This window comes from Cellulomonas sp. Leaf334, from assembly GCF_001424195.1.
Taxonomy (GTDB): domain Bacteria; phylum Actinomycetota; class Actinomycetes; order Actinomycetales; family Cellulomonadaceae; genus Cellulomonas.
Genome location: NZ_LMOO01000005.1, coordinates 605,974 through 630,984, shown reverse-complemented (window position 1 = coordinate 630,984; position 25,011 = coordinate 605,974). Strand labels below are relative to the sequence as shown.

General features: G+C 70.5%; 28 protein-coding genes. 13 read left to right on the top strand and 15 right to left on the bottom strand.

What is annotated here, in order from left to right:
• Positions 1-21 precede the first annotated feature (21 nt).
• The gene (locus tag ASF78_RS13320; RefSeq protein WP_056590031.1) at positions 22-627 is read left to right on the top strand and encodes a TetR/AcrR family transcriptional regulator; all 606 of its coding nucleotides are present in this window, start codon (positions 22-24) and stop codon (positions 625-627) included.
• 5 nt (positions 628-632) lie between these two features.
• Here the strand turns inward: ASF78_RS13320 and ASF78_RS13315 are convergent, their stop codons facing one another.
• The 4 genes from ASF78_RS13315 to ASF78_RS13300 form a co-directional block, all read right to left on the bottom strand.
• A complete protein-coding gene (locus ASF78_RS13315; RefSeq protein WP_156374164.1) occupies positions 633-1,334 on the bottom strand; it encodes a hypothetical protein in 702 nt (233 codons plus the stop codon).
• Between the two features lie 89 nt (positions 1,335-1,423).
• Positions 1,424-2,236, bottom strand: coding sequence for a hypothetical protein (locus ASF78_RS13310; RefSeq protein WP_056590025.1), 813 nt, complete (start codon positions 2,234-2,236; stop codon positions 1,424-1,426).
• Positions 2,233-2,757 carry a sigma-70 family RNA polymerase sigma factor gene (locus tag ASF78_RS13305; RefSeq protein ID WP_056590899.1) on the bottom strand — a complete coding sequence of 175 codons (525 nt, stop codon included), beginning with the start codon at positions 2,755-2,757 and terminating at the stop codon, positions 2,233-2,235. Before ASF78_RS13305 ends, ASF78_RS13310 begins: the two co-directional genes overlap by 4 nt.
• 108 nt (positions 2,758-2,865) lie before the next feature.
• Positions 2,866-4,317, bottom strand: coding sequence for an MATE family efflux transporter (locus ASF78_RS13300; RefSeq protein ID WP_082495042.1), 1,452 nt, complete (start codon positions 4,315-4,317; stop codon positions 2,866-2,868).
• Positions 4,318-4,507: 190 nt separating this feature from the next.
• Between ASF78_RS13300 and ASF78_RS13295 the strand changes: the two genes are divergently transcribed.
• Positions 4,508-5,275: a class I SAM-dependent methyltransferase gene (locus ASF78_RS13295; protein WP_056590022.1), complete on the top strand. Its 768-nt coding sequence runs from the start codon at positions 4,508-4,510 to the stop codon at positions 5,273-5,275.
• 13 nt (positions 5,276-5,288) lie between these two features.
• Positions 5,289-5,678 (top strand): hypothetical protein, encoded by a 390-nt coding sequence (locus tag ASF78_RS13290; protein ID WP_056590018.1) that lies wholly within the window; start codon positions 5,289-5,291, stop codon positions 5,676-5,678.
• An 86-nt stretch (positions 5,679-5,764) separates the two neighbouring features.
• Here the strand turns inward: ASF78_RS13290 and ASF78_RS13285 are convergent, their stop codons facing one another.
• Positions 5,765-6,511, bottom strand: coding sequence for a DinB family protein (locus ASF78_RS13285; protein WP_056590015.1), 747 nt, complete (start codon positions 6,509-6,511; stop codon positions 5,765-5,767).
• A gap of 94 nt (positions 6,512-6,605) precedes the next feature.
• Between ASF78_RS13285 and ASF78_RS13280 the strand changes: the two genes are divergently transcribed.
• From ASF78_RS13280 to ASF78_RS13265, 4 genes are read left to right on the top strand one after another with little or no spacing between them, the layout of a single operon-like run.
• Positions 6,606-7,724: an epoxide hydrolase family protein gene (locus ASF78_RS13280; protein ID WP_056590012.1), complete on the top strand. Its 1,119-nt coding sequence runs from the start codon at positions 6,606-6,608 to the stop codon at positions 7,722-7,724.
• Positions 7,725-7,772: 48 nt separating this feature from the next.
• Positions 7,773-8,372: a dihydrofolate reductase family protein gene (locus ASF78_RS13275; RefSeq protein WP_056590009.1), complete on the top strand. Its 600-nt coding sequence runs from the start codon at positions 7,773-7,775 to the stop codon at positions 8,370-8,372.
• Between the two features lie 16 nt (positions 8,373-8,388).
• Positions 8,389-8,715: a YciI family protein gene (locus tag ASF78_RS13270; RefSeq protein WP_056590006.1), complete on the top strand. Its 327-nt coding sequence runs from the start codon at positions 8,389-8,391 to the stop codon at positions 8,713-8,715.
• On the top strand, positions 8,712-9,986 hold the full coding sequence (locus tag ASF78_RS13265; RefSeq protein WP_235518565.1) for an RNA polymerase sigma factor: 1,275 nt from the start codon (positions 8,712-8,714) through the stop codon (positions 9,984-9,986). The genes ASF78_RS13270 and ASF78_RS13265 overlap by 4 nt, the downstream gene beginning before the upstream one ends.
• On the opposite strand, the gene ASF78_RS13260 is transcribed toward ASF78_RS13265, so the two are convergent.
• Positions 9,919-10,716 carry a hypothetical protein gene (locus ASF78_RS13260; protein ID WP_156374163.1) on the bottom strand — a complete coding sequence of 266 codons (798 nt, stop codon included), beginning with the start codon at positions 10,714-10,716 and terminating at the stop codon, positions 9,919-9,921. The two genes, ASF78_RS13265 and ASF78_RS13260, sit on opposite strands and share 68 nt — an antisense overlap.
• A gap of 154 nt (positions 10,717-10,870) precedes the next feature.
• A complete protein-coding gene (locus tag ASF78_RS13255) occupies positions 10,871-11,695 on the bottom strand; it encodes an aminoglycoside phosphotransferase family protein (protein WP_082495040.1) in 825 nt (274 codons plus the stop codon).
• Positions 11,696-11,861: 166 nt separating this feature from the next.
• Between ASF78_RS13255 and ASF78_RS13250 the strand changes: the two genes are divergently transcribed.
• Both ASF78_RS13250 and ASF78_RS13245 read left to right on the top strand, forming a co-directional pair.
• The gene (locus ASF78_RS13250) at positions 11,862-12,296 is read left to right on the top strand and encodes a VOC family protein (protein WP_056590000.1); all 435 of its coding nucleotides are present in this window, start codon (positions 11,862-11,864) and stop codon (positions 12,294-12,296) included.
• Positions 12,296-12,937 carry a helix-turn-helix domain-containing protein gene (locus tag ASF78_RS13245; RefSeq protein WP_056589998.1) on the top strand — a complete coding sequence of 214 codons (642 nt, stop codon included), beginning with the start codon at positions 12,296-12,298 and terminating at the stop codon, positions 12,935-12,937. Before ASF78_RS13250 ends, ASF78_RS13245 begins: the two co-directional genes overlap by 1 nt.
• Before the next feature lie 4 nt (positions 12,938-12,941).
• Here ASF78_RS13245 and ASF78_RS13240 read toward each other — a convergent pair whose 3' ends face one another.
• The 4 genes from ASF78_RS13240 to ASF78_RS13225 are packed head-to-tail and all read right to left on the bottom strand — an operon-like array spanning position 12,942 to position 16,291.
• Positions 12,942-13,427 carry an isoprenylcysteine carboxylmethyltransferase family protein gene (locus ASF78_RS13240; RefSeq protein ID WP_056589995.1) on the bottom strand — a complete coding sequence of 162 codons (486 nt, stop codon included), beginning with the start codon at positions 13,425-13,427 and terminating at the stop codon, positions 12,942-12,944.
• Positions 13,428-13,481: 54 nt separating this feature from the next.
• A complete protein-coding gene (locus ASF78_RS13235) occupies positions 13,482-13,868 on the bottom strand; it encodes a type II toxin-antitoxin system VapC family toxin (protein ID WP_235518564.1) in 387 nt (128 codons plus the stop codon).
• Between the two features lie 2 nt (positions 13,869-13,870).
• Positions 13,871-14,098 (bottom strand): hypothetical protein, encoded by a 228-nt coding sequence (locus ASF78_RS13230; RefSeq protein ID WP_056589990.1) that lies wholly within the window; start codon positions 14,096-14,098, stop codon positions 13,871-13,873.
• 42 nt (positions 14,099-14,140) lie between these two features.
• Positions 14,141-16,291 carry a DEAD/DEAH box helicase gene (locus tag ASF78_RS13225; protein WP_056589988.1) on the bottom strand — a complete coding sequence of 717 codons (2,151 nt, stop codon included), beginning with the start codon at positions 16,289-16,291 and terminating at the stop codon, positions 14,141-14,143.
• Positions 16,292-16,771: 480 nt separating this feature from the next.
• Between ASF78_RS13225 and ASF78_RS13220 the strand changes: the two genes are divergently transcribed.
• The 4 genes from ASF78_RS13220 (at position 16,772) to ASF78_RS13205 (ending at position 20,732) form a co-directional block, all read left to right on the top strand.
• Positions 16,772-18,106, top strand: coding sequence for a bifunctional 2-polyprenyl-6-hydroxyphenol methylase/3-demethylubiquinol 3-O-methyltransferase UbiG (locus ASF78_RS13220; protein WP_235518563.1), 1,335 nt, complete (start codon positions 16,772-16,774; stop codon positions 18,104-18,106).
• A gap of 50 nt (positions 18,107-18,156) precedes the next feature.
• Entirely contained in the window at positions 18,157-19,371 is a 1,215-nt protein-coding gene (locus tag ASF78_RS13215; protein WP_056589985.1) for a Fic family protein, read from the top strand.
• 195 nt (positions 19,372-19,566) lie between these two features.
• On the top strand, positions 19,567-20,436 hold the full coding sequence (locus tag ASF78_RS13210; protein WP_056589982.1) for a patatin-like phospholipase family protein: 870 nt from the start codon (positions 19,567-19,569) through the stop codon (positions 20,434-20,436).
• Positions 20,437-20,492: 56 nt separating this feature from the next.
• On the top strand, positions 20,493-20,732 hold the full coding sequence (locus ASF78_RS13205; protein ID WP_056589979.1) for a hypothetical protein: 240 nt from the start codon (positions 20,493-20,495) through the stop codon (positions 20,730-20,732).
• A gap of 178 nt (positions 20,733-20,910) precedes the next feature.
• On the opposite strand, the gene ASF78_RS13200 is transcribed toward ASF78_RS13205, so the two are convergent.
• From ASF78_RS13200 to ASF78_RS22035, 4 genes are all read right to left on the bottom strand, one after another.
• Positions 20,911-21,462, bottom strand: coding sequence for a hypothetical protein (locus ASF78_RS13200; protein ID WP_156374162.1), 552 nt, complete (start codon positions 21,460-21,462; stop codon positions 20,911-20,913).
• A 129-nt stretch (positions 21,463-21,591) separates the two neighbouring features.
• Positions 21,592-21,894: a hypothetical protein gene (locus ASF78_RS13195; protein ID WP_156374161.1), complete on the bottom strand. Its 303-nt coding sequence runs from the start codon at positions 21,892-21,894 to the stop codon at positions 21,592-21,594.
• 702 nt (positions 21,895-22,596) lie between these two features.
• Positions 22,597-23,514, bottom strand: a complete 918-nt coding sequence (locus ASF78_RS22425) for a hypothetical protein (protein ID WP_156374160.1) — start codon at positions 23,512-23,514, stop codon at positions 22,597-22,599.
• Between the two features lie 2 nt (positions 23,515-23,516).
• Positions 23,517-24,971: an AAA family ATPase gene (locus tag ASF78_RS22035; protein WP_082495039.1), complete on the bottom strand. Its 1,455-nt coding sequence runs from the start codon at positions 24,969-24,971 to the stop codon at positions 23,517-23,519.
• Between the last annotated feature and the right edge of the window lie 40 nt (positions 24,972-25,011).

Below are 25,011 nucleotides of genomic sequence, written 5' to 3'. Positions count from 1 at the left end.
TTCTCCGGATACAGTAGGGCCATGAGCGTCGACGAGGCAGCGGAGACTGCGCCTCGCCGACCCGGGCGCCGTCGCGACGAGTCCAAGGACGACGCGATCCTCCAGGCCACCCGCGAGCTGCTGGCCGAGCGCGGATTCGACGGGATGACCATGGACGCCGTCGCCGACCGCGCCGGGGCCGGCAAGGCGACCGTCTACCGCCGTTGGCCCTCGAAGGTGCAGCTCACGGTCGACGCGATCGTCTGTGCCGGCGGGGTGCCGATGACCGCCGACGAGATCCCCGACACCGGTTCGCTGCGCTCCGACCTGCTCGCCGTGCGCTTCGGTCGCAAGCGGTCGGACGACTCCGAGCTGATGTCCGGCGTGATCTCCGCGGTCAAGGAGAACCCCGACGTCGCCGCCGCCTTCCAGCAGCAGTTCGTCCGCTCGCGCGTGAACCTCATGCGCGGCCTCCTCGAGCGCGCGCAGGCCCGCGGTGAGCTGCGCGCGGACGTCGACCTCGAGATGGTCTCCGCCGTCGCACCGGCCATGATCGCCTACCGCAAGATGGTGGCGGGCCAGCGCATCGACGACGAGTTCGTGACCCAGATGATCGACTCGGTCATCCTGCCGCTGGCGTTGGCGTAGGCCCGTCAGCCCTGCTCCGCCGGCACGAACGTCGTGGTCGTGACCATGTCCGTGAGCACCTGCAGACCGTCCGGCCCGAGTGCCCGGGAGGCGGACGCGTCGAACGTCATGCGCTGACCGTCCACGTCGAGGATCCAGAGCATGTCGACCTGGCCCGGCCCCTGCTGGTTCCGGCCCGGCCAGCTGTTGAACTTGCCCCCGGGGCACGCGTCGACGTCGACGTCGTCGGGCATGGACAGCTCGACGTAGACGCCGTCGTACCCGCCGACGGTCACCGGCACCGGGTGGGTGCCCTCGCGCAGCGGCTGGGCGGAGAGGGCTGCGGCGAGGTCGGCGACCGTCGGGCCGACCGGGGCGGCCGTGGCACCGGCCTCGCAGGGGTGGGTGTAGACGCTGTCGATGTCCCAGATCCACAGCACCTGGGCGTCGTCGGCGTCGAAGTCCCCGCGGAAGACCCCGATCCCGTCCTCCATCGCGGCGAAGCCCTCGGGCACGGTCACCAGAGGCACGGGGTGCTCCTGCGAGGCGTCGACGACCGCGAAGCCGTACGGCCCCGGCTCCACGGGTGCCTCCGCGGGGACCCCGGCGAGCGCCCGTGCTCCGGTCGCGCTGCTCGCCGCGGGCTCGGCCGGGCCGGACGTGCACCCGGTCATCGCCACGGCGACGACGCCGCAGGTGAGCAGGTCATTCCTGGTGCGGATCCTCATGATCGTCCCCTCCTCGTTCCCTGCCGGGTGCCGGGTCCGGCGCACGGCTGCGAGACCCTCGGCTCACGAGGGCCGGTGGTGCTGGTGGCTCAGTGGTCGTCGACCGGGACGAACCTCGTCGACGCGACCATGTCGGTGAGCTCGGCCGCCTCCTGCGGGCTGGTGCCCGGCGAGAGCGAGGCGTCGACGGTGATGCGCTGGCCGTCGACGTCGACGATCCAGAGCAGGTCGACCTGTCCGGGCACCTGCTGCCAGCGCCCCTCCCAGCTGGAGAACCGGCCGACGGGGCAGGCATCGGGGTCGATGTCGTCCGGTACGGACAGCTCCAGGTAGAGCCCCTCGTACCCGCCCACGGTGACGGGGACCGGGGCGGTGGCTGCGCGCATGGGCTGCGCGGCGAGGGCGGCGGCCAGGTCGGCGACCGTCGGCCCGACCGGGGCGGCGGTCGCGCCGAGCTCGCAGGGGTGGGTGAAGACGCTGTCGATGTTCCAGAGCCACAGCACGCGCGCGTCGTCGGTCTCGAAGTCGCCCGACGTCACGCCGGCGTCCAGGCCGAGGAACCCCTCGGGCACCGTGACGACGGGCTCCAGCGTCCAGTCCGCGGGTGCGTCGAGGACGGGGAGGACGTAGCGACCGGGGACGATCGGCACCCCCTCCGTGGTCTGCGGGAGTGTCAGGACCGGCCCGCTCGGGCTCGGCTCGGCAGGCTCAGGCGCCCGCGGCAGGAGCTGGCCGACGACGACCACGGCGACGGCGACAACGGCCGTGATGACCGCGCCCGCGGCGACGGCAGCGGCGCGCCGGCGTCGACGGACCCGGGCGACGATCTCCTCCGCCCGGTCGGCGAGAGGATTGGGCGGGACGACGTCACGCTCCTGGCGGAGCAGCTCTTCGAGGGTCATGACGCCTCCTCGTCGACCGCGAGCCTGGACGCCAGGGTCGAGCCGGCGTCGTGCAGGTGCCGCTTGACGGTTCCCGCACTGACCCCGAGGTCCTCCGCGATCTGGTTCACCGTGAGGTCCGCGTAGAACCGCAGGACCATGCAGGCCCGCTGCCGTGGCGGGAGCGCGGCGAGCGCCACGTCCAGGTCGAGATGGTCGGCACCGGCCTGCTCCGGTCCGGGGGTCGACGCCTGACCCCCCAGGAGGTGGCGGACCGCGGTCCAGCGCCGGCGGCGGCGGTAGCCGTCGAGGTAGAGGTTCAGCACGGTCCGCCGGACGTAGGCCTCCGCATGCTCCAGCGCCGCGAGGTCGCCCGGACCGTCGCCCTGCGACCGACGCATGGTCGTGAACGTCCGGACCAGCGCGTCCTGGACAAGGTCCTCCGCCTCACGCCGGTCCCCGCACAGCAGCGCGGCATAGCGCACCAGGGACCCGCCGCGGTACCGCACCAGGTCGGTGAGGACCGGCTCCCATCGATTCATCGCGGCCCCCTTCCGGTGGGTGAGGCCGACACTGAGAGAGACGAACGGCACGCGGGAAACGTTGAGTGCGCTCGTCCTCCAGGTCTACTCCTCGCCCACGGCGTCGGGTCAGGCCGACGGGACCCGCGATCGCCGCTTCGCCGCGAGCGGCGACGGTCCGCGGCGCCTGAGCCTCGTGATCCGCCTCGGCGGCGCGGGTCGGTCGGCTGGTCCCTCCGCGGTGACCACCGGCTGCTGCGCGAGGCGTCGCGACGCGACCACGTACGCGGGCACCAGCAGGACGACAGCCCCGATCCACGCCAGCGGGTTGCCCCAGACGACGCCGCCGTACCCGTAGGCCGCGCCGAGGACGCCCGCGGCGCCGACCCGGCAGATCAGCTCGATCACGCCGGTGAGCGTCGGGACGACGGTCTGCCCGAGTCCCTGCAGCGCGCCACGCAGGACGAACAGCACACCCAGCACGACGTACAGGACCCCGTTGACCAGCAGGTAGTGCGCGGCCATGCCGACGACGCGCTCCTCCCCCTCGCCGACGAAGAGCCCGACGATCGCGGACCCGCCGGCGACGAGCACGACGCCGAGGACCAGCGCACCCCCGACGGACAGCCACATCGCCTGCGCGACACCCTGCCGGATGCGGTCGGGCCGCCCTCCGCCGAGGTTCTGCGCGACGAACATCGACACCGCGAGGCCCAGGGACGCCAGCAGGGCGACCGCGAGCCCGTCCACGCGGACGGCCGTCGTGTAGGCGGCGACGGCGTCGGAACCCAGCTCGTTCAGGCGCACCTGCACGGCGAGGGTGCCGATCGCGATGATCGACGCCTGGAACCCCATCGGCAGACCGAGCCGCAGGTGCCGACGCAGCTCGACGCCGCCGACCCGCCAGTCGTCGCGGTGCACGTGCAGGACCGGCACCCGGCGCCGCACGAACTCGAGGCAGAGCGCGACCGAGACGCCCTGGGAGAGGACCGTCGACCACGCCGCCCCGGCGACGCCCAGGCCGAGGCCGCCGACCGTGACGACCACGAGCACGATGTTCAGGACGCAGCTGATCGTGAGGAAGACCAGGGGCGTACGCGAGTCGCCGATCGCACGGATGACCGCCGAGAGGAAGTTGAAGAACATCATCGTGCTGGCGCCCAGGAAGCTGATGACCGCGAACGTGGTCGCTTCGGGCAGCAGCTCCTCGGGCGTCCTGAGCAGCCGCAGCGCGGGTCCCGCGAGCAGCGGAGCCGCCACCGTGAGCACCACGCTCGTCGCCGCGGACAGGACGGTCCCGGCGGCGACGGAGCGTCGCACGGCCGCGTGGTCACCGGCACCGAACGCCTGCGCCGTCGGGATCGCGAAGCCGTTCGTCATGCCCCACGCGAAGCCGAGCAGGAGGAAGAGGAGGGCACCCGTCGCGCCGACGGCGGCGAGCGAGTCGACGCCGAGGACGCGGCCGACGACGACCGCGTCGGCTGCGTGGTAGAGCTGCTGGACGACGTTGCCGACGAGCAGGGGGACGGCGAACAGGGAGATGACACGCCAGGGGCGACCGGCGGTGAGGACCTTGGGCACAGCGAGACCTTGGGACTGGAGAGCGGGTGGGACGTCCGCGGTGGTCGGTGGTGCCGGGTCGCGTCGTGCCTCGATCGTATCGATACGATCCGGCGTCGACGAAGCGAATTGATGCAGGTCACACCAAGTTTCCTCCGGGGACCGGGAGGACTCGGGCATCACGGGCGGGCGCGCGCCCTAGGGTCGGAGGATGGCCGACGACAGAGCCGCGGAGACCGCCCTGAACCGGGCACTGTGGGCCGTCATGAACGAACGCTTCACCGACGCTGCGGCCGAGCAGCAGTGGGTCCGGCCCGAGCCCGTCTGGGGCCTCTTCGCCGTCCCCGAGCGCGAGCTCGCGGTCCTGGGCGACGTGCGCGGCCTCGACGTCGTCGAGCTGGCGAGCGGCACCGCCTACTTCTCCGCCTGGCTCGCCCGCGCGGGCGCGCGGCCGGTCGCGGTGGACCTCTCGGGCGAGCAGCTGACGACCGCTCACCGGCTGCAGCGGCAGCACGGTCCGGTCTTCCCCCTGGTCCAGGGCGACGCGGAGCACGTCCCGCTCGCCGACGGGTGCGCCGACCTCGTCGTCAGCGAGCACGGTGCCGCCGCCTGGTGCGACCCCGAACGCTGGCTGCCCGAGGCCGCACGGCTCCTGCGGCCTGGTGGGCGGCTGGTGTTCCTCACCAACAGCCACCTCTCGGCCCTGTGCGTCCCCGAGGACGAAGGTGTCGCGGAGGAGCGGCTGCTGCGCGGGCAGCGCGAGGCGTACAAGGTGCAGTGGCCCGGCGGCGGCGTCGAGTTCCACCCGTCGCACGGCGACTGGGTCCGGCTGCTGCGTCGGGCCGGATTCGTCGTCGACGCCCTCCACGAGCTCTACGCACCGCCCGACGGCGGGGACCACGCGTTCTACGAGATCGTCTCCGCCGACTGGGCCCGCCGGTGGCCCGCCGAGGAGCTGTGGGTGGCAGGCCGACCCTGAGTACCATCGCCCGATGCCCCCGGAGAGCTGGATCGAGCACCGCCGCCCCGGTGACCGCGAGCGCCTCGGCTGGATCCGCCCGGAGGGCGACGGGTTCGTCGCCCACGACGCGCTCGGACGCGAGGCGACCGGCACGGTCGACTGGCTCGTCGCGGAGGAGGCGCTCGAGGAGCGCGGCCTGCACTGGCTCGCCGACCTGTACCAGCTCGACCTGCCGGACGGCACCCGTGAGCGCGTGCGCATCGTCGAGGTGACGCCCGAGCGCGTCGTGGTGAAGGTCGACGACTTCGGCGCCGTCGACGTCGTGACCGACAGCTACGAGCTGCCGTTCCCTGCCCCGGACACGTTGCGCCCGTTCGAGGGTGATGCCACGACGTTCGACGGCGGCCTGCTCCCGTCCTGATCAGGCACGGCTACGCAGGTCCCGGGCGCGTGCGTACGCCGTGTCGTGCTCGCGCCGGGACTGGCGACCCCACACGCCGTCGTCGGCTAACCGGCGTCGAGCGTGTCGAGATCGCGCACGGCGAAGCGGTGGTGCTCCCACTCCTCCTCGAGGATCACGTGCAGGCAGGACCGGACGGTCTCGGGGTGCCGCGGGGCGTGCGGGTTCGCACGGGGCGCGTCGAGCTCGTCGGCCGTGACACCGGCGAGGAGGTCGCGCACCATCGCGACCCGGTCGGCCCGGGCGTCGAGAACCTCCGCGTACGACGGGGTCTCCGTCGTGAAGACCGACAGGTCCACGTCGTCGCCCGCCGTCCCCGCGTCCAGCTGGCCGAGCGGGTGGAACGGCTGGTCGAGCCGCAGGATCGCCTTGCCCAGCCACGTGTCCGTGGCCAGGACCAGGTGCCGCAGCGTCTGCGCGAACGACCACTCCCCGTCGACCGAGACGTCGAGCGTCTCCACGGGCATCGCGGCAGCCCGGTCGAGCGTCGCCGCCCAGGTGCGCTCGAGCACGGCCCAGGCCGCACGCAGACCGTCCGGGTCCGCCGCGCGTCGCTGCGCCCGGCCGGGGAACCGGCGGTCCAGCTCGGCCTCGACGAACGGGATCACGTCGACCCCGTTGACGCGGAAGAAGTCGGCGTCGGGCAGCCACGGCGCGTCGATGTCCACGTCGGCCACCTCGACCCCACGCATCACGACGCCCGACAGGTCGGACTCGACGAACCGCGCACCCCGCAGGTTCGCGCCGACGAACGTCGCTCCCTGCAAGTCGTCGGAGCGGGTGAAGGCTGCCATGGGGCTCTCCTCGTCGGCGCGGGCTCGTCGCGACGATTGTGCCGACGACCTCTGACACACGCGCGATGTCGGAGGGTGCTCCTACGGTGTGCCGATGACCGTCCGACCGTTCGTCGTCGACGTGCCGCAGCCGGTTCTCGACGACCTGCGCGACCGCCTGTCGCGCACCCGCTTCCTCGACGACTCACCCCGTCGGCCGACCTCGGGCATGACGTCCGCGTACCTGCGGGACCTCGTCGCGTCGTGGCAGACGTTCGACTGGCGCGCGCGTGAGGCGTGGCTGAACGAGCACCCGCAGTTCCTCGCCGACGTCGACGGGACGACGCTGCACGTCGTCCACCAGCGGTCGGCCGTCCCTGACGCACCGGCGCTGCTCGTGATGCACGGCTGGCCGCACACGTTCGCCCTGCAGCTCGACTTCGCCGACCTGCTGCCGGACCTCGACGTCGTCGTCGTGAGCCTGCCCGGGTTCGCGTTCTCGCCGCCCCTCGACGGGCCGACCACCGAGCAGCGGCTCGCCGAGCTCGTGCACACCCTCATGACGGACGTGCTCGGCTACACGCGCTACCTCACGTACGGCGAGGACCTCACCGCGAACGTCAGTGACCTCGTCGCGGCGACCTACCCGGAGTCGGTGGCCGGGATCGTCGTCACGCACGCGCACTTCCTGCCGCAGGACGAGCGGGAGACGACGACCGACCCGACCGAGCGCGCGTTCTACGACCGGATGGCGGCCGGCTGGTACGACCAGGCTGCCTACGCCCACGTCCAGGGCACCCGGCCCGACACCCTCGCGGCCGCGCTGAACGACTCGCCGGCCGGCCTGCTCACGTGGCTCACCGAGAAGCTGGTCGAGTGGAGCGACACCCCGGCCGACGACCCGGCGGCGGTCGAGCGGCGGATCTCGCGGGACCGGATCCTCACCGAGGCGACCCTGTACTGGGCGACGCAGAGCATCGGGACGTCCTTCACGACGTACTTCGACGGAGGGGACGCCGAGATCCCGCCCGTCGAGGTGCCCGCCGCCGTGTTCGTCCAGCGGCACGAGCACGACAACCCCGAGTCGGTCGCGCGGCGGTTCTACCGCGACCTCCGGGTGTTCGAGCGGTTGGACGAGGGTGGGCACTTCACGGTCGCCGAGGTGCCCGAGGCGATGGCGGAGCACGTGCGGCGGTTCGCGGCGGCTGTCGGAACGGGACGACCCCGTTCGTAGCAGGGGTGAGAGTCGCCCACGGAGGGTGCCTCGGAAGGGGCGACGACCATGAAGCTGGTCACCAACACCCAGGTCACCGTCGACGGGGTGATGCAGGCGAACGGGGGGAACAACCCGACGCTCGACCCCGGGTTCGACCGGGGCGGCTGGGCGCTGCCGCTGGGCGACGACGAGTCGACCGCCTACATCGGCGACTGCTACCTGCGCGCCGACGCGTTCCTGTTCGGCCGACGGACCTACGACCTGTTCGCGGGGTACTGGGGCGTGCGGGACGACGACGACAACCCGTTCGTCCGGGCGCTGAACTCGCGGCCGAAGTTCGTGGCGTCGACCACCATCACCGACCCGCAGTGGGGCGACACGACCGTGCTGTCGGGGGACCTGGAGGCCGCGATCCGCAAGCTGAAGGCCACGCCCGGCGGTGAGCTGCAGGTGCACGGGAGCGGGCAGCTCGTCCGGTGGCTGCTCGAGCACGAGCTCGTCGACGAGCTGGTCCTGATCGTCTGCCCGGTGGTCGTGGGCGCGGGCACGCGGCTGTTCCCTGCCGAGGGTCTCGACCACGCACTCGACCTCGTCGAGACGCGCCGGTTCCCGACGGGCATCCTGGCTCAGACGTACCGGCCCGCCGGCCGCCCGCAGTACGCGTAGACCTCGGAGGTGGACGATGCAGTACCTGGTGTCCGTGATCGACGACAAGACCAACTCCGGGACCGCCGAGGAGGCGCTGGCGATCGACGACTTCAACGAGAAGCTACGGACCGGCGGCCACTGGGTGTTCGCGGGCGGCCTCGCCGCACCCGAGACCTCGACAGTCATCGACGGCCGAGGTGAGCAGCCCCTGTTCACCGACGGGCCGTTCGTCGAGTCGAAGGAGCACATCGCGGGCTTCTGGATCATCGACGCGCCCGACCTCGACGTCGCACTCGCGCTCATGACGGAGGGCTCGAAGGCGTGCAACCGCCGGGTCGAGGTGCGGCCGTTCCTGGTGTGACGGAGGCGGTCGCGCGGGCCTACCGGGAGCAGTGGGCCCGCCTCGTCGCCACGCTCGCCCGGCGCTACGGCGACCTCGACCTCGCCGAAGAGTCCGCCGCCGAGGCGTTCGCGACCGCCGTCGAGCGGTGGGCGGTCGACGGTGTGCCGCCCAACCCGGGTGGCTGGCTGACCACGACCGCCAACCGCAAGGCGATCGACCGGATCCGGCGGGAGAACAAGCGGGACGACAAGCACCGGGAGGCCCTCATGCTCTCCGAGGACGCCCCGCCCGAGCCGCTCGGCGCCGTCGACGACGACCGGCTCCGACTGATCTACACCTGCTGCCACCCCGCCCTGGCGATGGAGGCACGGGTCGCCCTGACGCTGCGGATGGTCGGTGGCCTGACCATGCCGGAGATCGCCCGCAGCTTCCTGGTCCAGGAGGCCACCATGGGCCAGCGGATCACCCGCGCGAAGGCGAAGATCGCCGCCGCACGCATCCCGTACCGCGTGCCGTCCGCGCAGGACCTGCCCGCCCGCACCACCGGCGTGCTCGCCGTCCTGTTCCTCGTCTTCAACGAGGGCTACCTGGCAACCGGCCCCGACACCGACCCGGTCCGTCCCCACCTGACCGCCGAGGCGATCCGGCTGACCCGGCTGGTCCGCACGCTGCTCCCGGAGGACGGTGAGGTGGCCGGCCTGCTGGCGCTGATGCTCCTCACCGAGGCACGCCGACCCGCCCGGGTCGCCGCAGACGGCACGCTCGTCCCCCTCGCGTCACAGGACCGCCACACCTGGGACGGTGCACTCGTCGACGAAGGACACCGACTCGTGCGCGAGCGCCTGGCGTCCGGTGCCGCGCCCGGTCGCTACCAGCTGCTCGCCGCGATCAACGCGGTGCACACCGACGCGCGCGACGCCCGCGACACCGACTGGTCGCAGGTCGTCGCCCTCTACGACCAGCTCGTCCGCGTCGACCCCTCGCCGATCGTCGCCCTCAACCGGGCCGTCGCCGTCGCGGAGGTCGACGGTCCGCAGGCCGCACTGGCCGCCGTCGACCACCTCCCCCTCGACGGCTACCACGCGTTCCACGCCACGCGCGCCGAGCTGCTGCGCCGGCTCGACCGCAGCGCCGAGTCACGCGCCGCCTACGACCGGGCGATCGCGCTCGCGGGCAACACCGCCGAGACCGCCTACCTGGCGCGCCGTCGCGACGAGCTCGTCACGGCAGCGCCGGACCGTCCACCCCGATCACCGGGTCGATCGCGTACCGGGGAGGCACCGGGCTGACGGGCGTCGGACGCCACGGGAGCGTCACGGTCTGCCGCAGGGCGCGCTCGGCCATCCCCTGCGCGGGGTAGCTGTCGGCGACCATCGCCGCCTCCATGGCCTCGAGCAGCTCGCGCGGACGCTGCGTCCCCAGCAGCCACCACACGAACGGCGTGATCCGCGCCCGGCCACCGAGCTCCGCCGCGTCGGTGACCCCCAGCAGGCCGGGGACGCGCGTCCACCCGTCGATCGCGGTGTCGAGGCCGTTGACCGCGACGGCCCGCGTCGAGAGCCAGCCGACGCGGTAGTGCGGCGACGACGTCGGCATCTCCTCACGACGGCCCAGGAGGAGCGGTCGACGCACCACCCGCACGCGTCCCGGGTCGATCGTCGACCACGGGATCACGTACTTCGAGCGCGTCCGGAAGCCCACCACGAGACCGTGCTCGCACACCCGGTGCCGGTCGATGGCGCCGGCGGCGACGACGACCGCGGTCCAGAACACGAGGCTCCCGAGGAGGGCGGACCGGACCCACATCTCCGTCGTGTCCGGAGCGCTGAACGTGTAGGTGCCGGTCAGCACGAGGAGCGCCACGATGACGCCCCAGGCGGTCCGGCCGGGCCACGGTCGGAAGGTGGCTCGCACCTCGCCCTGGTCGGACGCGGTCTGGTCGACGAGCGCGATCAGCTCCTCCGCGGTGCCCAGGCTCTCGACGTCCCGGAACTCCACCAGCTTCCGGGAAGCCGTCACCTCGCACCCCCGTGGGCCGCGTGACCGTCAGGACGCGGTTCGAGCTCGCCCACCTCTGCCCCCACTGGCGAACGTCAGGTCGCCGTCTGCTCGAAGCCTCCGTCGCTGGACGCGACGTGCGTACGGTACCGATCGGCGCGCGGTTCGTGCCCCTCTACGCGTCGAGCGCCGCCTCGAGCTGGCGGAGCCACTCCACGCCCAGCCGCCGTCCGTCGGGGAACCGGTCGTCGCGGTCCCAGCGCCACGTGGTGATCATCGCCAGCACGAGCAGCCGACAGTCCCGCAGCAGACGGCGGTCGATGCCCGGGTAGTGCTCGTCGACGTCCTCGGGCGCGTGGGCGACGTCGAACTCGACCGGACCGCGGCAGCACGTCTCGAGGTCGATGAGCAGCGGCCCGCTCGCGGTGCTGAGCACGTTGCCCGGGTGCGGCTCACCGTGCAGCAGCTGTTCGGCGACGCCGTGCCCGGCGACCGACCGTCGCAGACGCTGCAGCGTGCGGTGCAGGAGGTCCCGGTCCGCGTCCCCGAGCGACGGCGTACGGTCACGGTCCGCGACGAGCGCCAGCGCCTGGTCGACCCGGTCGGTCACGTGCGGTGCGGGGACGTCGACGTCGCGCATGCCGGCGTGCACGCGCACGAGCGCCTCGGCGTAGTCGGCCGGTGCGACCTCGCGCGTCGCCGCAGGCGCGTAGTGGGTCCACAGCGTGACCGTGACGCCGTCCCGCTCGTAGACACGCGGCTCGACCCGCGGGTCCAGGGCAGCGACCGGGGCCCCGAGCTCGGCGAGCCGTCGCGCGACATCGACCTCGAGCTGCGCGACCTGGTCCTCCACGGGCGCCACCCGGGCCACGACGTCGCACGGCAGCAGGCGCAGGATGAGCTTGTTCGAGTCGTGCAGGACGACCGTGTCGTCGACGGCGAGCCCCAGCGACGTCGCGACCGCGATGGCCGACGCGCCCGCGTGCAACATCGCGTCCATCGCGCCCTCCCCGTGCCCGTGCCCTGGCGTCTCACGAGGGCACGAGGCAGGTTACCGACCTCGACGTCGCGTCCTCCGCCGTCCGGCCCCGGTGACCCTTGACGCGGCACTTGTTTTTTGCAAGTGTCGTGGTGTCCGCAGCTCAGACCCGCGAGAGGCACCCACGATGACCGCGATGTTCGTCAACCTGCCCGTGACCGACCTCGAGCGCGCGAAGGCGTTCTACACGGCACTCGGCTTCACCATCAACCCGCAGTTCTCCGACCACAACGCCGCCTGCGTCGTCGTCGAGGAGGACCACAGCTACTTCATGATCCTGGTCCGCGAGTACTTCCAGACGTTCACCGACCTGCCCATCGGCGACCCGAAGGTGAACCCCTCCGTGTCGACCGCGATCTTCCTCGACAGCCGGGAGGCCGTCGACTCGACCGTGACCGACGGGCTCGCCGCAGGTGGTTCCGAGGACCGACCCGCCTCCGACTACGGCTTCATGTACCAGCGCCAGCTCGCCGACCCCGACGGCAACATCCTCGAGTTCGGCTGGATGGACCAGACCGCCGCCGCCCAGGGGCCCGAGGCGTTCGCGGACCAGCAGGCCTGATGGCCGCACGCGACTACGGGCAGTACTGCGGCATCACGCAGGCCCTCGAGCTCGTCGGCGAGCGCTGGGCGTTGCTGATCGTCCGTGACCTGCTCGTCGGGCCGCGTCGCTACGGAGAGCTCGCCGCGGGACTCCCCCGCATCCCGAGCAACATCCTGGCGGCGCGGCTCAAGCAGCTGCAGGAGGCCGGCGTCATCCGTCGGGCGCCGCGCTCGCGCGTCATCATCTACGAGCTCACCCCCTACGGCCGCGAGCTCGAACCCGTCGTGCTCGCGCTCGGCGCCTGGGGCTTCAAGGCGATGGGTGACCCGCGCGACGAGCAGATCATCACCCCCGACGCGATGACCATGACCCTGCGCACCGCGTTCCGGCCGCACGTGGCGGCCGACCTGCCCGCGACCGCCTACGCGGCACGCCTCGGCCCCACCGACCTGCTCATCCGCGTCGACGGCTCGACGCTCGACGTGACACGCGGCGACGGCCCTGTCGACCTGGCCTTCGTCACCGGCCCGGAGATCCGTCGGCTCCTCTCCGGCGAGCTCACCCCGGACCGAGCGATCGCGACCGGTGCGGTCGAAGTGCTGCACGGGCCCGGCGAGCTCCTCGACCGCTTCGCGAGCACGTTCCACCTGGCCGCGTGACGAGTCAGCGCCGAACCGGTCCCAACCAGCGAGGCACCCGCCGCCGGTAGTCGTCGTACGGCGCACCGAACCGCTCGAGCAGGTACCGCTCCTCCGGGACGATCGCGCCCCAGAACAGGAGCAGGACTGCGACGGGGAACAGCAGCAGCCCCCAGAACGTCGGCGCCAGCAGGGCCAGCCCGAGGTAGAGCACGAGCAGGCCGACGTACAACGGGTTGCGGGACACCCGGTACGGACCCTTCTCGATCATCGCGCTCGTCTCCTGGCCCGGCAGGAGCCCGGTCCGGTGCGTGCGGAACAGCCACAACGACCAGCCGTTCCACCCGACGAACACCAGCACGAGCGCCCAGCCGAGCGGGACGCGCCAGGTACCGAGATCGACCGGGTCACCCCACAGCACCGTGACCAGCCAGCCGACCAGCAGGGGCGCACCGACCGCGACGGGCGGCCAGAGCCGGAACGCGGCGACACCCTCAGGACTCTGCGACATGTCCGCATTGTGGCGGGTCGGGGGGCACGCGGGGCCGCCGTCTGCGGCCAGCACTCAGTGTGTTCTCAGCAGGAGCCGGACATCCGCCCGGTGCCCTGGAACAGCCAGCTTGGAGTCGCAGGTGTACAACGGGCACTCCAGGGCCTCAGCGAGAGCGAGGTACGACGCGTCGTAGGTGGTGAACTGGTGGCGCAGCGTCCACACGCGCTCGACCAGCGGCTCGAGCTCGTGACGCACGATCGTGAAGGCGAAATGGTCGAGTCGCGCCTCGTCGGCGGTCTCCTGGGTGATCTTGCCGCCGAGCAGCAGGCCGCGCAGCACGGAGACGACCTCGACGTCCAGGAGGTGCGGTGCGCTCAGCGGGCCGCCGAGCGCGTCCAGAAGATCGTCGTGCGGGGTGCGCCCGACCAACGCCTCGACCATGGCCGAGGGATCGATCACGATCACCGCCGGTCGGCCTGTACCGCGGCGACGATCTCGTCGGTGGTCGGCCCGCTGGATCGGTCGCGTGCCCGGAGCCGCGCGGCAACCTGCGCATTGGTCGGGCGGGCGGCAATCTTCGCCAGCTCGGTGTTCACGTACGCCGAGAGCGACATACCTGCCGCAGCGGCACGTTCCTTCAGCGTCGTTGCCACGTCGTCGGACACATCCCGGATGTAGAGCGTGGTCATGGATGGGATGCTAGCAGTGTGCAAGCGCGCGCACGAGCCCGCTCAGCTCACGCCCTCGGCGGCGAGCGCGTCGGTGAGGAGCCCGACCAGGGCGTCGAGCTGCACATCCGTCGACGACGTCTCGTCCTCGTCGCCCGCGCCGTCCAGCGCCCGGGCGGCGAGACCCGACTTGCTGTCGATGAGCTCGGCGATCCGGGCGTCGATGGTCTGCGCGGCGATGACCCGCCACGCGGTGACGGGCTGGTCCTGACCGATGCGGTGGATGCGGTCGATGGCCTGGGTCTGCTCGGCGTAGGTCCAGGACAGCTCGGCCAGCACCAGGTTGGAGGCGACCTGCAGGTTCAGCCCGACACCCGCTGCTGTCAGCGAGCACACGACGATCGACACCTCGGGGTCGTCGACGAACGCGGCGACGTTCTTGTTGCGGACCCTGGTCGTCTGCTCGCCTCGGATCGACGCGTACCGGATGCCACGGTCCGCGAACATCTGCTCTGCCTGGTCCATCACGTCGATGTGCTTCGCGAAGAACACGACCTTGCCGACGTTGCGGGCCAGCTGGGCGGCGTAGTCGGCGGCCAGCCCGGCCTTGGCCTGACCGATCCGACGGACCATCGTGAACACGTTCTCGCCGCCGGCCTTCGAGCTCGAGTCCTTCAGCTCCGCCGCCGCCACCCGTCGGGCGAGGTCGAGGTCGAGGTCGTCCTCGCCGGCGCCACCGGAACGCACGTCCACGGCCGACCGGTACCGCGCGACCAACCGGGCCGCGAGCGCGGTCTCCGCCGCCCGGATCGAGCGGCCGGCCGCACCGTCGAGCTCGACCGGGAGGTCCGCGACGCGGCGGGCGGGGATGTCGGCGACCACGTCGACCTTGCGGCGACGCACGATGCCCATGTCGATCACGCTGGCCCGCGCGGCGGCGTAGAACCCCTGGTCAGCCGGGGTGAGCCCCGTGTCCTCCAGGGCGGCCATGAGCGGTCCCAGCGGCTTCTCGTCGTCGATCCAGCCGAGGAACTGCCAGATCGCCCGGAAGTCCTCGATGTCGTTGATGAGCGGGGTGCCGGTGAGCGCCATCAGCAGCGGCCGCGCGACGCGGGCGCGGATCCGCTCGGAGAGCGCGAGGACGTGCTGCGACCGCTGCGAGGTCTTGTTCTTGATGAAGTGCGCCTCGTCGACGACCATGCCGCGGAAGCCGTGGTCGCCGAGCCAGCCGACGTGCCGGTCGAGGAGCTCGTAGTTCACGATGACGACGTCCGCGAACCCGTCCATGCGGTCACCGTCGCCGTGGACGACGGTGGACCGTCGGAACGGGGTCCACAGCCCGACCTCGTGCGCCCAGTTCGTCTTCACGACGTTCGGCACCACGACCAGCAGCGGGTACGCGTCGGCCGCCTGCGCGGCGAGCAACGCCTGCGCGGTCTTGCCGAGCCCCGGCTCGTCGGCGAGCAGGAACGTGCGGTGTCCGGTGATCGTCGCCGCGACGACCTGGGCCTGGTGCGGCATCAGCTCGCGTCCGGCGGGCACCGGGACCGGGCGCGCCGGCGGCAGCGACATGCAGGCCGGTGAACCCGTGGCAGCGCGCTCGAAGGAGTTGAACAGCGGGTCGAGCAGCTCCCAGCCGGCCAGCCGGCGCGCCCGCGTCGCGGTCCGCTCGGCCGCGGCCTCGTAGTCCGGAGCCAGGAACGGGTTCGCCAGCTGGCGGGAGATCACCGAGCGAGGCACCACCCGGGTCGTGGGGGCCTGCGTCGGCGCGACCTTCTCGACGACCGGCGCGGGCGTCTCCGGCGGCTCCAGCCCGCCTGCTCGCATCAGGTTCGCCTTGTACGCGAGCGCCGCGTCGGAGACCCGCGCGTCCTCGGCGAGCAGCTGGAGCAGCGACGTGTCCCGCGCAGCGGTCTTGGCCAGCTGCGTCGCGACCCCGTCGAGCCTCTTCAGCTGCTTGGCGCGACCCGACTCCCCCAGCGCGACGTCGGCCTTGACCCGCGCCCGCTCCTCGCGCACGAGCAGCGCCACGACCTGGAACTTCGTCCGCACCGCCGGGCGCACGGGCGGGCGCTGCACCGCGCGGTCGACCTCCGCGGCGACCTCCGCGAGCACCGGGATGATCCCCTGCTCGGTCGGACGCTGCGTGCGGTTGCGCTGGGCGCCAGGATTCGTGCGCGCGCGACCGGACCCGCGCTGGCCTCCTCGGGCCACATCTCCTCCTTCGCAGCATCCGCACCGCACCTGCGGCGTGACACGTCGGGCACCACCGACCGAGTCCCAAGGAGCCCGAGCCTGGGCGCTCGAACCGACCTCCGCGCAGCGTCCCCGCCTGCGAGCCGTACAGGCTGGCACCGACGCCGTCGGGCTTCCTCATGAACACCGCGGGGCACGGTCATGGCTCGACGTCATCGCCCGAGCACTGGGAGCCTACCGCCGAGCACCCGGATGCGACGGTGAGCACGCGACGAGCGCGCCTCGCACTCCTGGCATCCTCTCCTCGATGCAGCTTGCACGACCCAGGGTTCGAGTTGGTCAGCGACCTCCAGACGGCGCGCTGGCTGTTCATCAAGGAGAGACGCGGACGGGCCGGATGACCATGTACGAGCACGAGGTTGAACCGATCAGCGCCACCGCAGCGCTGGACTTCGAGCGACGGATCGCAGCCCGCCGTTCGAGCGAGGGAGGTCGCGCGTGAGCGAGCCGGTGTTCGATCTCGATGCAGCGGTGGCGCTCGCGACGGCGGCGCACGACGGGCAGACCGACAAGGCCGGTGCCGCGTACATCGGGCACCCGCTCCGGGTGATGGCGCGCGTGGACGGGGACGACGCGCGCATGGTCGCCGTGCTGCATGACGTCATCGAGGACACGCCGGTGACCGCGGCGGACCTGCTGGCTCTCGGCTGCCCGGCGGCCGTCGTCGATGCCGTGGAGGCTCTGAGCAAGCGGCCAGGCGAGACCCTGGACGAGAGCATGCGCAGGGTCGCCGAGCATCGCCTTGCGATCGTCGTCAAGCATGCCGACCTCGACGACAACTCCGATCCGCAGCGGCTCGCGCTCCTACCGCCGGACCTTGCCGACCGCTTGCGGGAGAAGTACCGCCGCAGCCGCGAGCTGCTGGAGGCCTTCGCGCACGCTGCTAGCGTCCGACAGGTGCCCGCCGACGAGTACCTGGACCTCAATCGCACCAACTGGGACAGCCGCGCGGCCGTCCATGCGCAGAGCTACGGGATCGACGAGCTCCTCGCCGACCCGGACCGTCTGTCGGCCGTCGTCGAGTTCGACCGCCCTCGGCTCGGGGACGTCGCCGGCCTCGACGTCGTCCACCTGCAGTGCCACCTCGGCACTGACACCCTGAGCCTCGCCCGGCTGGGCGCGCGCGTGACGGGCGTCGACTTGTCGGGGGCGTCCCTCGACACGGCACGGAGCCTGGCGACGCGCGCCGGCGAGCCGATCGAGTACGTCCAGTCCGACGTCTACGCGGCGCCGGAGGCGCTCGACGGCCGACGCTTCGACCTCGTCTACACCGGTATCGGAGCCATCTGCTGGTTGCCGAGCATCCGCCGCTGGGCCGAGACCGTCGCGACCCTGCTGCGCCCCGGCGGGCGCCTGTTCATCCGCGACGGCCACCCGGTGCTGCTCGCGACGCTTGCCATGACGGTCGGCGCCGAGCATGAGGATCGCGAGCAGCAGCACTGGATCACCGGACCGCAGGCGCTCACTCCCGCGCTCGAGCTCCCGTACTTCGAGCAGACCGATCCCCTGGTCTGGAGCGACGACTACACCTACGGAGGAGCGGACAAGGTCGAGCAGCCGCGGTCGATGGAGTGGAACCACGGGCTCGGCGAGATCGTCACCGCCCTGCTCGACGCGGGCCTCGAGCTGACGTCGCTGACCGAGCACGACAGTGTTCCGTGGGACGCGCTGCCCGGTCTCATGGTTCTCGACGAGGACGTCAACGAGTACCGCCTGCGCGACCGCCCGGAACGCCTCCCGGCGACGTTCACGCTCACTGCTCGGCGACGCTGACGCGGTATCCTTACTTACAGTTTTGGCAAAACTGTAAGTAAGATGCAGATATGCCAACAGAACTCGCCGTGGATCCGATCACCGTGCAGACGCACCGGTGGTTGGCCGAGAACGACGGGATGGCGTCACGTTCCCAGCTGGCCTCCGCCTCCGGGCCCTATGAGTCGACCGTGCCCGCCAGCATCGCGGCCCTCAGCCCAGTACTCCCGTCCGACCTTGCCGCGGACGTCGAGGAAGCCGCCAGCGCGCTGTCCCGCTTCGACTCGTACGCAGCCGCCAAGCTCGGCGTCGACAGCCCTGTCCTCGGCCCGATGTCGTCGATCCTGCTGCGCACCGAGTCGGCGTCGTCGTCGCAGATCGAGAACCTGACCGTCGGCGCTCGACAGCTCGCGATGGCCGAGCTGGACCAGTCGACGAGCGAGAACGCGAAGGCCGTCGTCGCCAACGTCCGAGCGATGGAAGCCGCCCTCGACCTCGCCGACAAGCTCGACCAGCACGCGATCCTCGCCATGCACCGAGCCCTGATGCTCGGCCAACGAGGCTGGGAGGAGCACGCCGGCACGTACCGCGACGGACTCGTGTGGGTCGGCACCAGCCGCATCACGCCTCGCGGTGCGTCGCACGTCGCACCGCAGGCCGACCAGGTGCCGAGCGCGATGGCCGACCTGGTGACCTTCCTACGTCGCGACGACCTGCCCGTCCTGGTCCAGGCCAGCGTCGCCCACGCCCAGTTCGAGACCATCCACCCTTTCTCCGACGGCAACGGCCGGACCGGCCGGGCGCTCGTCCACGCGCTCCTCCGGGGCAAGGGCGTCATGCGGCACACCACCGCCCCCGTGTCGGCGGGACTGCTCACCGACACCGAGGCCTACTTCGGCGCCCTGACCGCGTATCGACGCGGCGACGCGCGACCGATCGTCGAGCAGTTCACCGCGGCGAGCAGGTTCGCTGCGACGACAGGGGCGACGCTCGTCGACGACCTCGCGGCGCAGATCGAGGACGCCCGAGCCAGGCTCGCGGGTCTGCGCCCCCAGGCGGCTGCGTGGAACGTCGTGCCGCACCTGGTCGCTCACCCGGTCATGAACTCCCGGTTCCTGACGGAGCGCCTCGGACTGAACGACACCACCGCACAGCGAGCCCTCCGCCAGCTGGGAGAGGCGGGTGTGCTCGTCGAGAGGACCGGCCTCCACCGCAACCGCGTGTGGGTTCACGCCGGCGTTCTCGGCGTGCTCGACGCCTACGGCCAGCAGCTCCATCGGCGGTGACGTGGCACGTCGGCAATATCGGTTGTGAGCCGTGTCGACGGTGTGCGATCGTTCCCGTGATCTCGACCCGTCCGACGTAGGAGGTGACACCCATGAACGTTTCCGTACCGGGTGCTCCTGCGCAGTCCACGGTCGCGCGACTCAGCTAGTCGCCGCCGGGAGCGCCCGCCAGACACTTCTCGTGAGGCGACTCCCATGAACACCACACCCGATTCACCCCGGCGCGCACTCGTCCTCGGCGGCGGCGGATCCACCGGCAACGCCTGGCTCATCGGCATCGTCGCCGGCCTGTTCGACACCGGCCTGGACGTCACCACCGCCGACCTCACCATCGGCACGTCGGCCGGCGCCACAGCCGCGGCCCAGCTGGCCGCTGCGGCCCCACCCGAGCTGCTTGCAGCCGCCCTCGCGGCCGTACCGCCGCAACGCAGCGGTCCGGGCCGAGCGGTGTCGGACCACCTCGAACGGTTCCGCGCGATCATCGCCTCCTCCGAGGACGCCGCCGACCTGCGGCGCAGGATGGGCGCGGCGGCACTCGCCAGGCAGGACGGCTCCTGGCAGGCGCAGTGGCGCACCACCGTCGCCGCACGCCTGCCCGGTGCGCGCTGGCCGGATCGCACCGTGCTCATCACGGCCGTCGACGCCCAGACCGGTGACCCTGTCGTGTTCGACCGCCACAGCGGGGTCGACCTGGTCGACGCCGTCGCCGCGAGCACCGCCGGCGGCGGCTCCGCGTACACCATCGGCGGCCGGGGGTACATCGACGGCGGCTACCGCGCCAACGCCGAGAACGCCGACCTGGCCGCCGGCTACGCGCGGGTTCTGGTCCTGTCACCGCTCGGCGGCCGGTCGCTCTACCCGGCGGAGTGGGGCACGCATCTCGCCACGCAGGTCGACGCCCTCCGCGCGGGCGGCAGCCGCGTCGAGACGATCGTCCCGGACAGCGCCTCCGAGCACCTGTTCGGCGCCAACGCGATGGACGTGTCGCTGCGCCCGCTCGCCGCGCGAGCCGGTGCCGAGCAGGGCCGGGCCTTGGCGGAGCAGCTCACCGAGCTCTGGCGCTGAGGGGACTGTGGGGTGCGGCGGGACGACCCCGCCGCACCCCCGCTACCGTCCTCCTCATGACGGTTCTCGTCGCAGCGACGTCGCCGGACGGGCGGTTCCTCGGGGTCGCGCGCGCCCTCAGTGAGGACGCGCTGTCCGACCTGATGGACGAGCTGCACCGTCGCGACCGCGGCTACCTGGAGATCCACCACAAGGGAGCCGAGTGGCCCATGCTCGCCGTGGGCCACGCGGGAAACCGGGCGGTGCTCCACCTGTTCGACTCCCCCGGCTCGGTCTCCCTCCTGCAGGGCGCCTGAACCGCCTCGGTCGACACCGTCGACGTGCAGATCATGGATGAACTCGCGACCTTCGGCAGCGACGTCGCCGTCCCGCTCGAGACCGCCCGCCTGGTCGTCCAGCAGTTCGTTCGCGGGAGACTCCCGGACACGCTCGTGTGGTCCCGCCTCTGACGGCGGACCGTCGGCCGACTCAGGCTCAGTCGTCGCCCGGTGCGGCCGGGAACGAGCCGCCGAACCGTGGGAGCAGGTCACCCGGTATCGCGACGTCGGACGGCAAGGCGAGCAGGCGCACCACCCCGATGGCGAGGACGCGGAAGGCCTCCCACGAGCTGTCGACGTCATGGACCGCCGCGTGGTCGAAGGTCAGGGTTCCGGGGCCCAGGGCGGCCGGCTCCTGCAGCGCTCCGGCCAGGACGCCGCCGACGTACTCCAGCGGCAGCCCGACACGCGTCGGCGCGAACCGCCCTGAACCCTTCGCACCCAGATCCACAGTCGCCCCCACCGAGACCGCGAGGTACGGGTACTCGTGAGGCTCGAACCGTCCGCCCAGCACCCCGCACTCGCCGTGCCCGCCGAAACCGACCCGGTACCCCCACGCAGCGGTGCGTGCGGCCGCCGACCGAGGCGCCCCCGCTCGCCAGTGCCAGTAGCCGACCACGAGCCCCACCGGCGACACGCGCGACCAGTCAGGCAGCTCGTCTCTCCACGCCGTGGCGTCTCCCGCGGGGCGATAGAAGTCCTGGTGCACGAACGCATCGTGCCAGTTCCTCCGTCGTCATCCGACGCGCTCCGTGATGAGACGGCGCCGTCGCTACGGACTACCTTCTGCGCCTCGGAAGCTGGCGGGAGAAGGTCGAGTGACGACGCGGACGCCGCGTCAAAGAAGGCCCTGCGGTAGTAGCACTCCCAGTAACTGGCGACTCGTGCGCGTGTGAGGCGGGAGAACCTCTGGGTTCTCGACGAGGTAGCGGCCGAACGCGGCCTGATGGACTGACCCCGGAACGCCGACGTCGGGCAGCGCCTCCGCGATGTCATCGACGATCTGCACGACGTACTCGCCCACTAATTGGACGACAAACGGAGTCATCCACGGCGCCACCACCGGCGCGGACAGGAGCCTGCGCAGGGCCCGTTGCCTCACCCATCCGTCGTGGCTGCGAGTGTGGACGGCGGCGGCCATCGATGCAACCAACGGCTCTCCGGCGAGCGGGCTCGGACGCCTGACATGCTCCTGCTCATGGAACTTGCGTACGTGTTCAGTGTGGAGGATGCCGACGCAGATGGCTGGTCGGCGGAGGTCGCGGTGACTGCCTCCAAGCCATCAGACGCCGCACGGCGCGTCCGTACCGCCGGTCTGCACAAGAAGCAGATGCGGAATGACGGGAGACCTGTTCGCGTCGTGAGCCTCGCCGCGTTGCCGGAACTGGGCGCTTCATCGAGCGGCATCGTCCGTCGGCGGCTGAACGACAGCGGATGGACGACGTGGATCTCAGTACCCCCCGGCACGTCGCTCAGCTGGCGTGTCAGCGGAGACGCCGTGGTGGAGACGAGAGGCAGCGGTCACAGATAGGTCGCCTTCCTCACGCGGCTCGGGGAGGACCGCTGACCACATGCGGAGCACGAACCGACATTGCGGTCGCATCGACGACATCCCGTCGCACTTGACTTCGCATTGACCTGCAACAACACACTGTGCGCCTGGGCAGATTCGAACTGCCGACACCCGCTTTAGGAGTTCGATCAGACGAGGCTGAAAACGCTGCGACCTGCAGAAATACACGCATGTAATGCGAATGCTGCCCGTATCTCAGGCTCGCTGCTGACCATGTGCTAACCACGCGATGACGAGGTTGGGGCGGGGGCGCCGAGCAATGTGCGCGCGTCAGGTGACCCTGACTTGTAGTTGAGCCGAGCTGGGAAGGCGGCTTACCAACTGCATCATCTGGCGGTGGGACTTTCGACCCAGATCATGATCCTGCGTGACCCGCGGTCCATCAAACTGTGCAAGCCCCTTCCCCAAGAACCAAGACACTCCCCCGGATGGCCACGTGAATGCCAGCGATCGGTCATGGATCTTTTCCTGTCCATCGCGCTTCGATTGAACCACTACCTCAATCGAAAGACTCAGGCCTAGCGGCGCGACGAGCGAACGGAGGACGCCGGGAATGTCACCGGCACGCATCACGACACGGTTTATCTCCGCGCCCTCCGCAACATGGAGTTGCACTGAGGACACACCCCCATCGTTCGCTAGCTTGAGGAACTTCTTGAGGCCGGAGCTTCCCGCCGTTCGATTCTCAGCTCGCGAGGCATCCGACAGTGCGAATCGGTCCACGATGACAACGTGGCGCGCGACATCGCAGAGTCGAGAAAAACGCTCGTCCAGACGCGCCTGGCAATCGTCACCACGAACCAGCCCCGTTCGCTGCAATCGCTCGTTCGCGTACAAAAGCGGGTCCGCGAGCATCTCGAGCGGCGTCGCCGTGATGGCTGAACAATGAGAGCAAACATCAGCCCGATCTGGATCCAGAATCAGGTTAAGCCTACTTTTACACTGGCATTGAACGCAGGTCGCAGGTCTACGGTCCTCGACAATTCGGCGCCGTAGCACCTCAGACCACCGCTGCTGCGTTTCGGGCGGGGTCGAGCTCAGGACCGCCTTGAGCTCCGCGATGAACTCTAGTCCCGGCTTTTGAACCATCGCGACGTTGTAGATCTTCTGCGCAAGCGCGTCCCAGACCTTCGACTCGATCTCTCGCGGCGGCGAGCCAACCGGCCGAGTTCCGATTATCTCGAGCATCGCTAGATCGACGCAAAGAGGTCGTCGAGGCGATCATCAAAGAAGCCGTCTGGCCAGGGGTCCATTAATTCCCCCGACTTGCCCATCGCGAGCTGTCGAATCTCGCTCCGGCCATCGGCTGACATGACATAAGCGACACCGAGCGACTCTGCATTCCAACCGTCGAAGGATTCGTCTCTCATCCGACGTTGAGCCCGAAAGAGTAGGTGCTCAGAGTGGGTTTCAACGAGAACCGTGTTCCGGTTCGAAGTCACTGACTGAATGATGATGTCAGCCAGACGACTCTGCATCTTAGGGTGGAGGTGGATCTCGGGTTGCTCGATCAGTATCAATCGATCCACGTTACCGACTAGTTGTACGACTACCGGGAGAATCTGCGAGATCCCAAATCCGACATCTGCCGGGCTAACCGTGATTCCGCTTCTGACGTCCGTTAGGACAGCCACGGCGACATCGCCGAGCGCCTCCTCAGTCCCTTCTGCTCTCAATTGCTTCACTTCGAGCTTGTAGGGGATTTCGAGGACACCAAACGCGACATTGACACGGTCAACAAGGTCCTGGCGGCGCGCAAGATGCAGAACGAGGCGCTCACCCCTGACACCCATCCCCGTCGCATCACTAGCGTCCGTGACGACGCGGCGCGGGAAATCCCTGAGCGGACCTACGTAGATCACGTCGTTCAGTGCGTCAGCAAGGGTAAATCCAAACTCAAACGCCCAGTTGTACCAACTGAACACGAAATCTTGCAGGATGCGGTTACGAGGCGCCGTCAACGAACCTCCATAGGGGCGCCCGGTCTTTCCACGGCCAACATCCGTCGGAGACCAATATGGCACCCAACCCTGCGTCGTCACGAGGCCATGGGTACGCGCCCATTGGCGGAGCCAGAGTTTGTCGGCTTCAGTTGGCATCGGTACTGGGTTTGTGCGCTGCCTGGTGCTGACGATGGCGGGGCTAGCAGCAATCCATCGATCAACTAGGGACGCTGATGAAGTAGCGTTTGCAAGCATTAACGTGTGCCGGGCGCGGTCGTGCACAAATTCAACAGCGCCAGCCGCATCAGTGAGGGTCAGCCCAACCACTACGGGTTCCTGATCGAGGTCTCCATCTGCGTAGCCAAATGTGATTGACACCCGGAGATCCGGGGCAAATAGGCTCCTAAAGGTGCCCTCATATTCTCGAAGGCCCAATTCTAATGTGAACGGACGGGTCACGTCGTGGCCGTAAACAAACGTCCGGTATCCTCCAAGATCTAAGGATCCGCCACGGAACTCAAGGACGCCGGATTCGGCGCCGTAGGCACGGGGGGCGCTCTGCTTGAGGAGGAGCAGCGCCTGAAGGATCGTGCTCTTGCCAGACGAATTTGCGCCGTAAATCAATTGGAAGGGCTTGATGTCGAGCGCTTGCCGGCCCGCGAAGGCCTTGATGCCGGTAAACGCGAGCGCGGAGATGTGCACGTGGTGTTCATACCACGTTTAGCGCCCGCGCAGAGTCCCT

Coding starts and splice junctions, on each gene's coding strand:
- ASF78_RS13270 (WP_056590006.1), top strand. CDS start 8,389: ATGCAGTACCTGGTGTCCGTGATCGACGACAAGACCAACTCCGGGACC.
- ASF78_RS13240 (WP_056589995.1), bottom strand. CDS start 13,427: ATGTCGCAGAGTCCTGAGGGTGTCGCCGCGTTCCGGCTCTGGCCGCCC.
- ASF78_RS13250 (WP_056590000.1), top strand. CDS start 11,862: ATGACCGCGATGTTCGTCAACCTGCCCGTGACCGACCTCGAGCGCGCG.
- ASF78_RS13215 (WP_056589985.1), top strand. CDS start 18,157: ATGCCAACAGAACTCGCCGTGGATCCGATCACCGTGCAGACGCACCGG.
- ASF78_RS13255 (WP_082495040.1), bottom strand. CDS start 11,695: ATGGACGCGATGTTGCACGCGGGCGCGTCGGCCATCGCGGTCGCGACG.
- ASF78_RS22425 (WP_156374160.1), bottom strand. CDS start 23,514: ATGCTCGAGATAATCGGAACTCGGCCGGTTGGCTCGCCGCCGCGAGAG.
- ASF78_RS13195 (WP_156374161.1), bottom strand. CDS start 21,894: ATGGCCGCCGCCGTCCACACTCGCAGCCACGACGGATGGGTGAGGCAA.
- ASF78_RS13285 (WP_056590015.1), bottom strand. CDS start 6,511: ATGGCAGCCTTCACCCGCTCCGACGACTTGCAGGGAGCGACGTTCGTC.
- ASF78_RS13275 (WP_056590009.1), top strand. CDS start 7,773: ATGAAGCTGGTCACCAACACCCAGGTCACCGTCGACGGGGTGATGCAG.
- ASF78_RS13205 (WP_056589979.1), top strand. CDS start 20,493: ATGACGGTTCTCGTCGCAGCGACGTCGCCGGACGGGCGGTTCCTCGGG.
- ASF78_RS13280 (WP_056590012.1), top strand. CDS start 6,606: ATGACCGTCCGACCGTTCGTCGTCGACGTGCCGCAGCCGGTTCTCGAC.
- ASF78_RS13310 (WP_056590025.1), bottom strand. CDS start 2,236: ATGACCCTCGAAGAGCTGCTCCGCCAGGAGCGTGACGTCGTCCCGCCC.
- ASF78_RS13230 (WP_056589990.1), bottom strand. CDS start 14,098: ATGACCACGCTCTACATCCGGGATGTGTCCGACGACGTGGCAACGACG.
- ASF78_RS13290 (WP_056590018.1), top strand. CDS start 5,289: ATGCCCCCGGAGAGCTGGATCGAGCACCGCCGCCCCGGTGACCGCGAG.
- ASF78_RS13210 (WP_056589982.1), top strand. CDS start 19,567: ATGAACACCACACCCGATTCACCCCGGCGCGCACTCGTCCTCGGCGGC.
- ASF78_RS13305 (WP_056590899.1), bottom strand. CDS start 2,757: ATGAATCGATGGGAGCCGGTCCTCACCGACCTGGTGCGGTACCGCGGC.
- ASF78_RS13245 (WP_056589998.1), top strand. CDS start 12,296: ATGGCCGCACGCGACTACGGGCAGTACTGCGGCATCACGCAGGCCCTC.
- ASF78_RS13295 (WP_056590022.1), top strand. CDS start 4,508: ATGGCCGACGACAGAGCCGCGGAGACCGCCCTGAACCGGGCACTGTGG.
- ASF78_RS13315 (WP_156374164.1), bottom strand. CDS start 1,334: ATGAGGATCCGCACCAGGAATGACCTGCTCACCTGCGGCGTCGTCGCC.
- ASF78_RS13320 (WP_056590031.1), top strand. CDS start 22: ATGAGCGTCGACGAGGCAGCGGAGACTGCGCCTCGCCGACCCGGGCGC.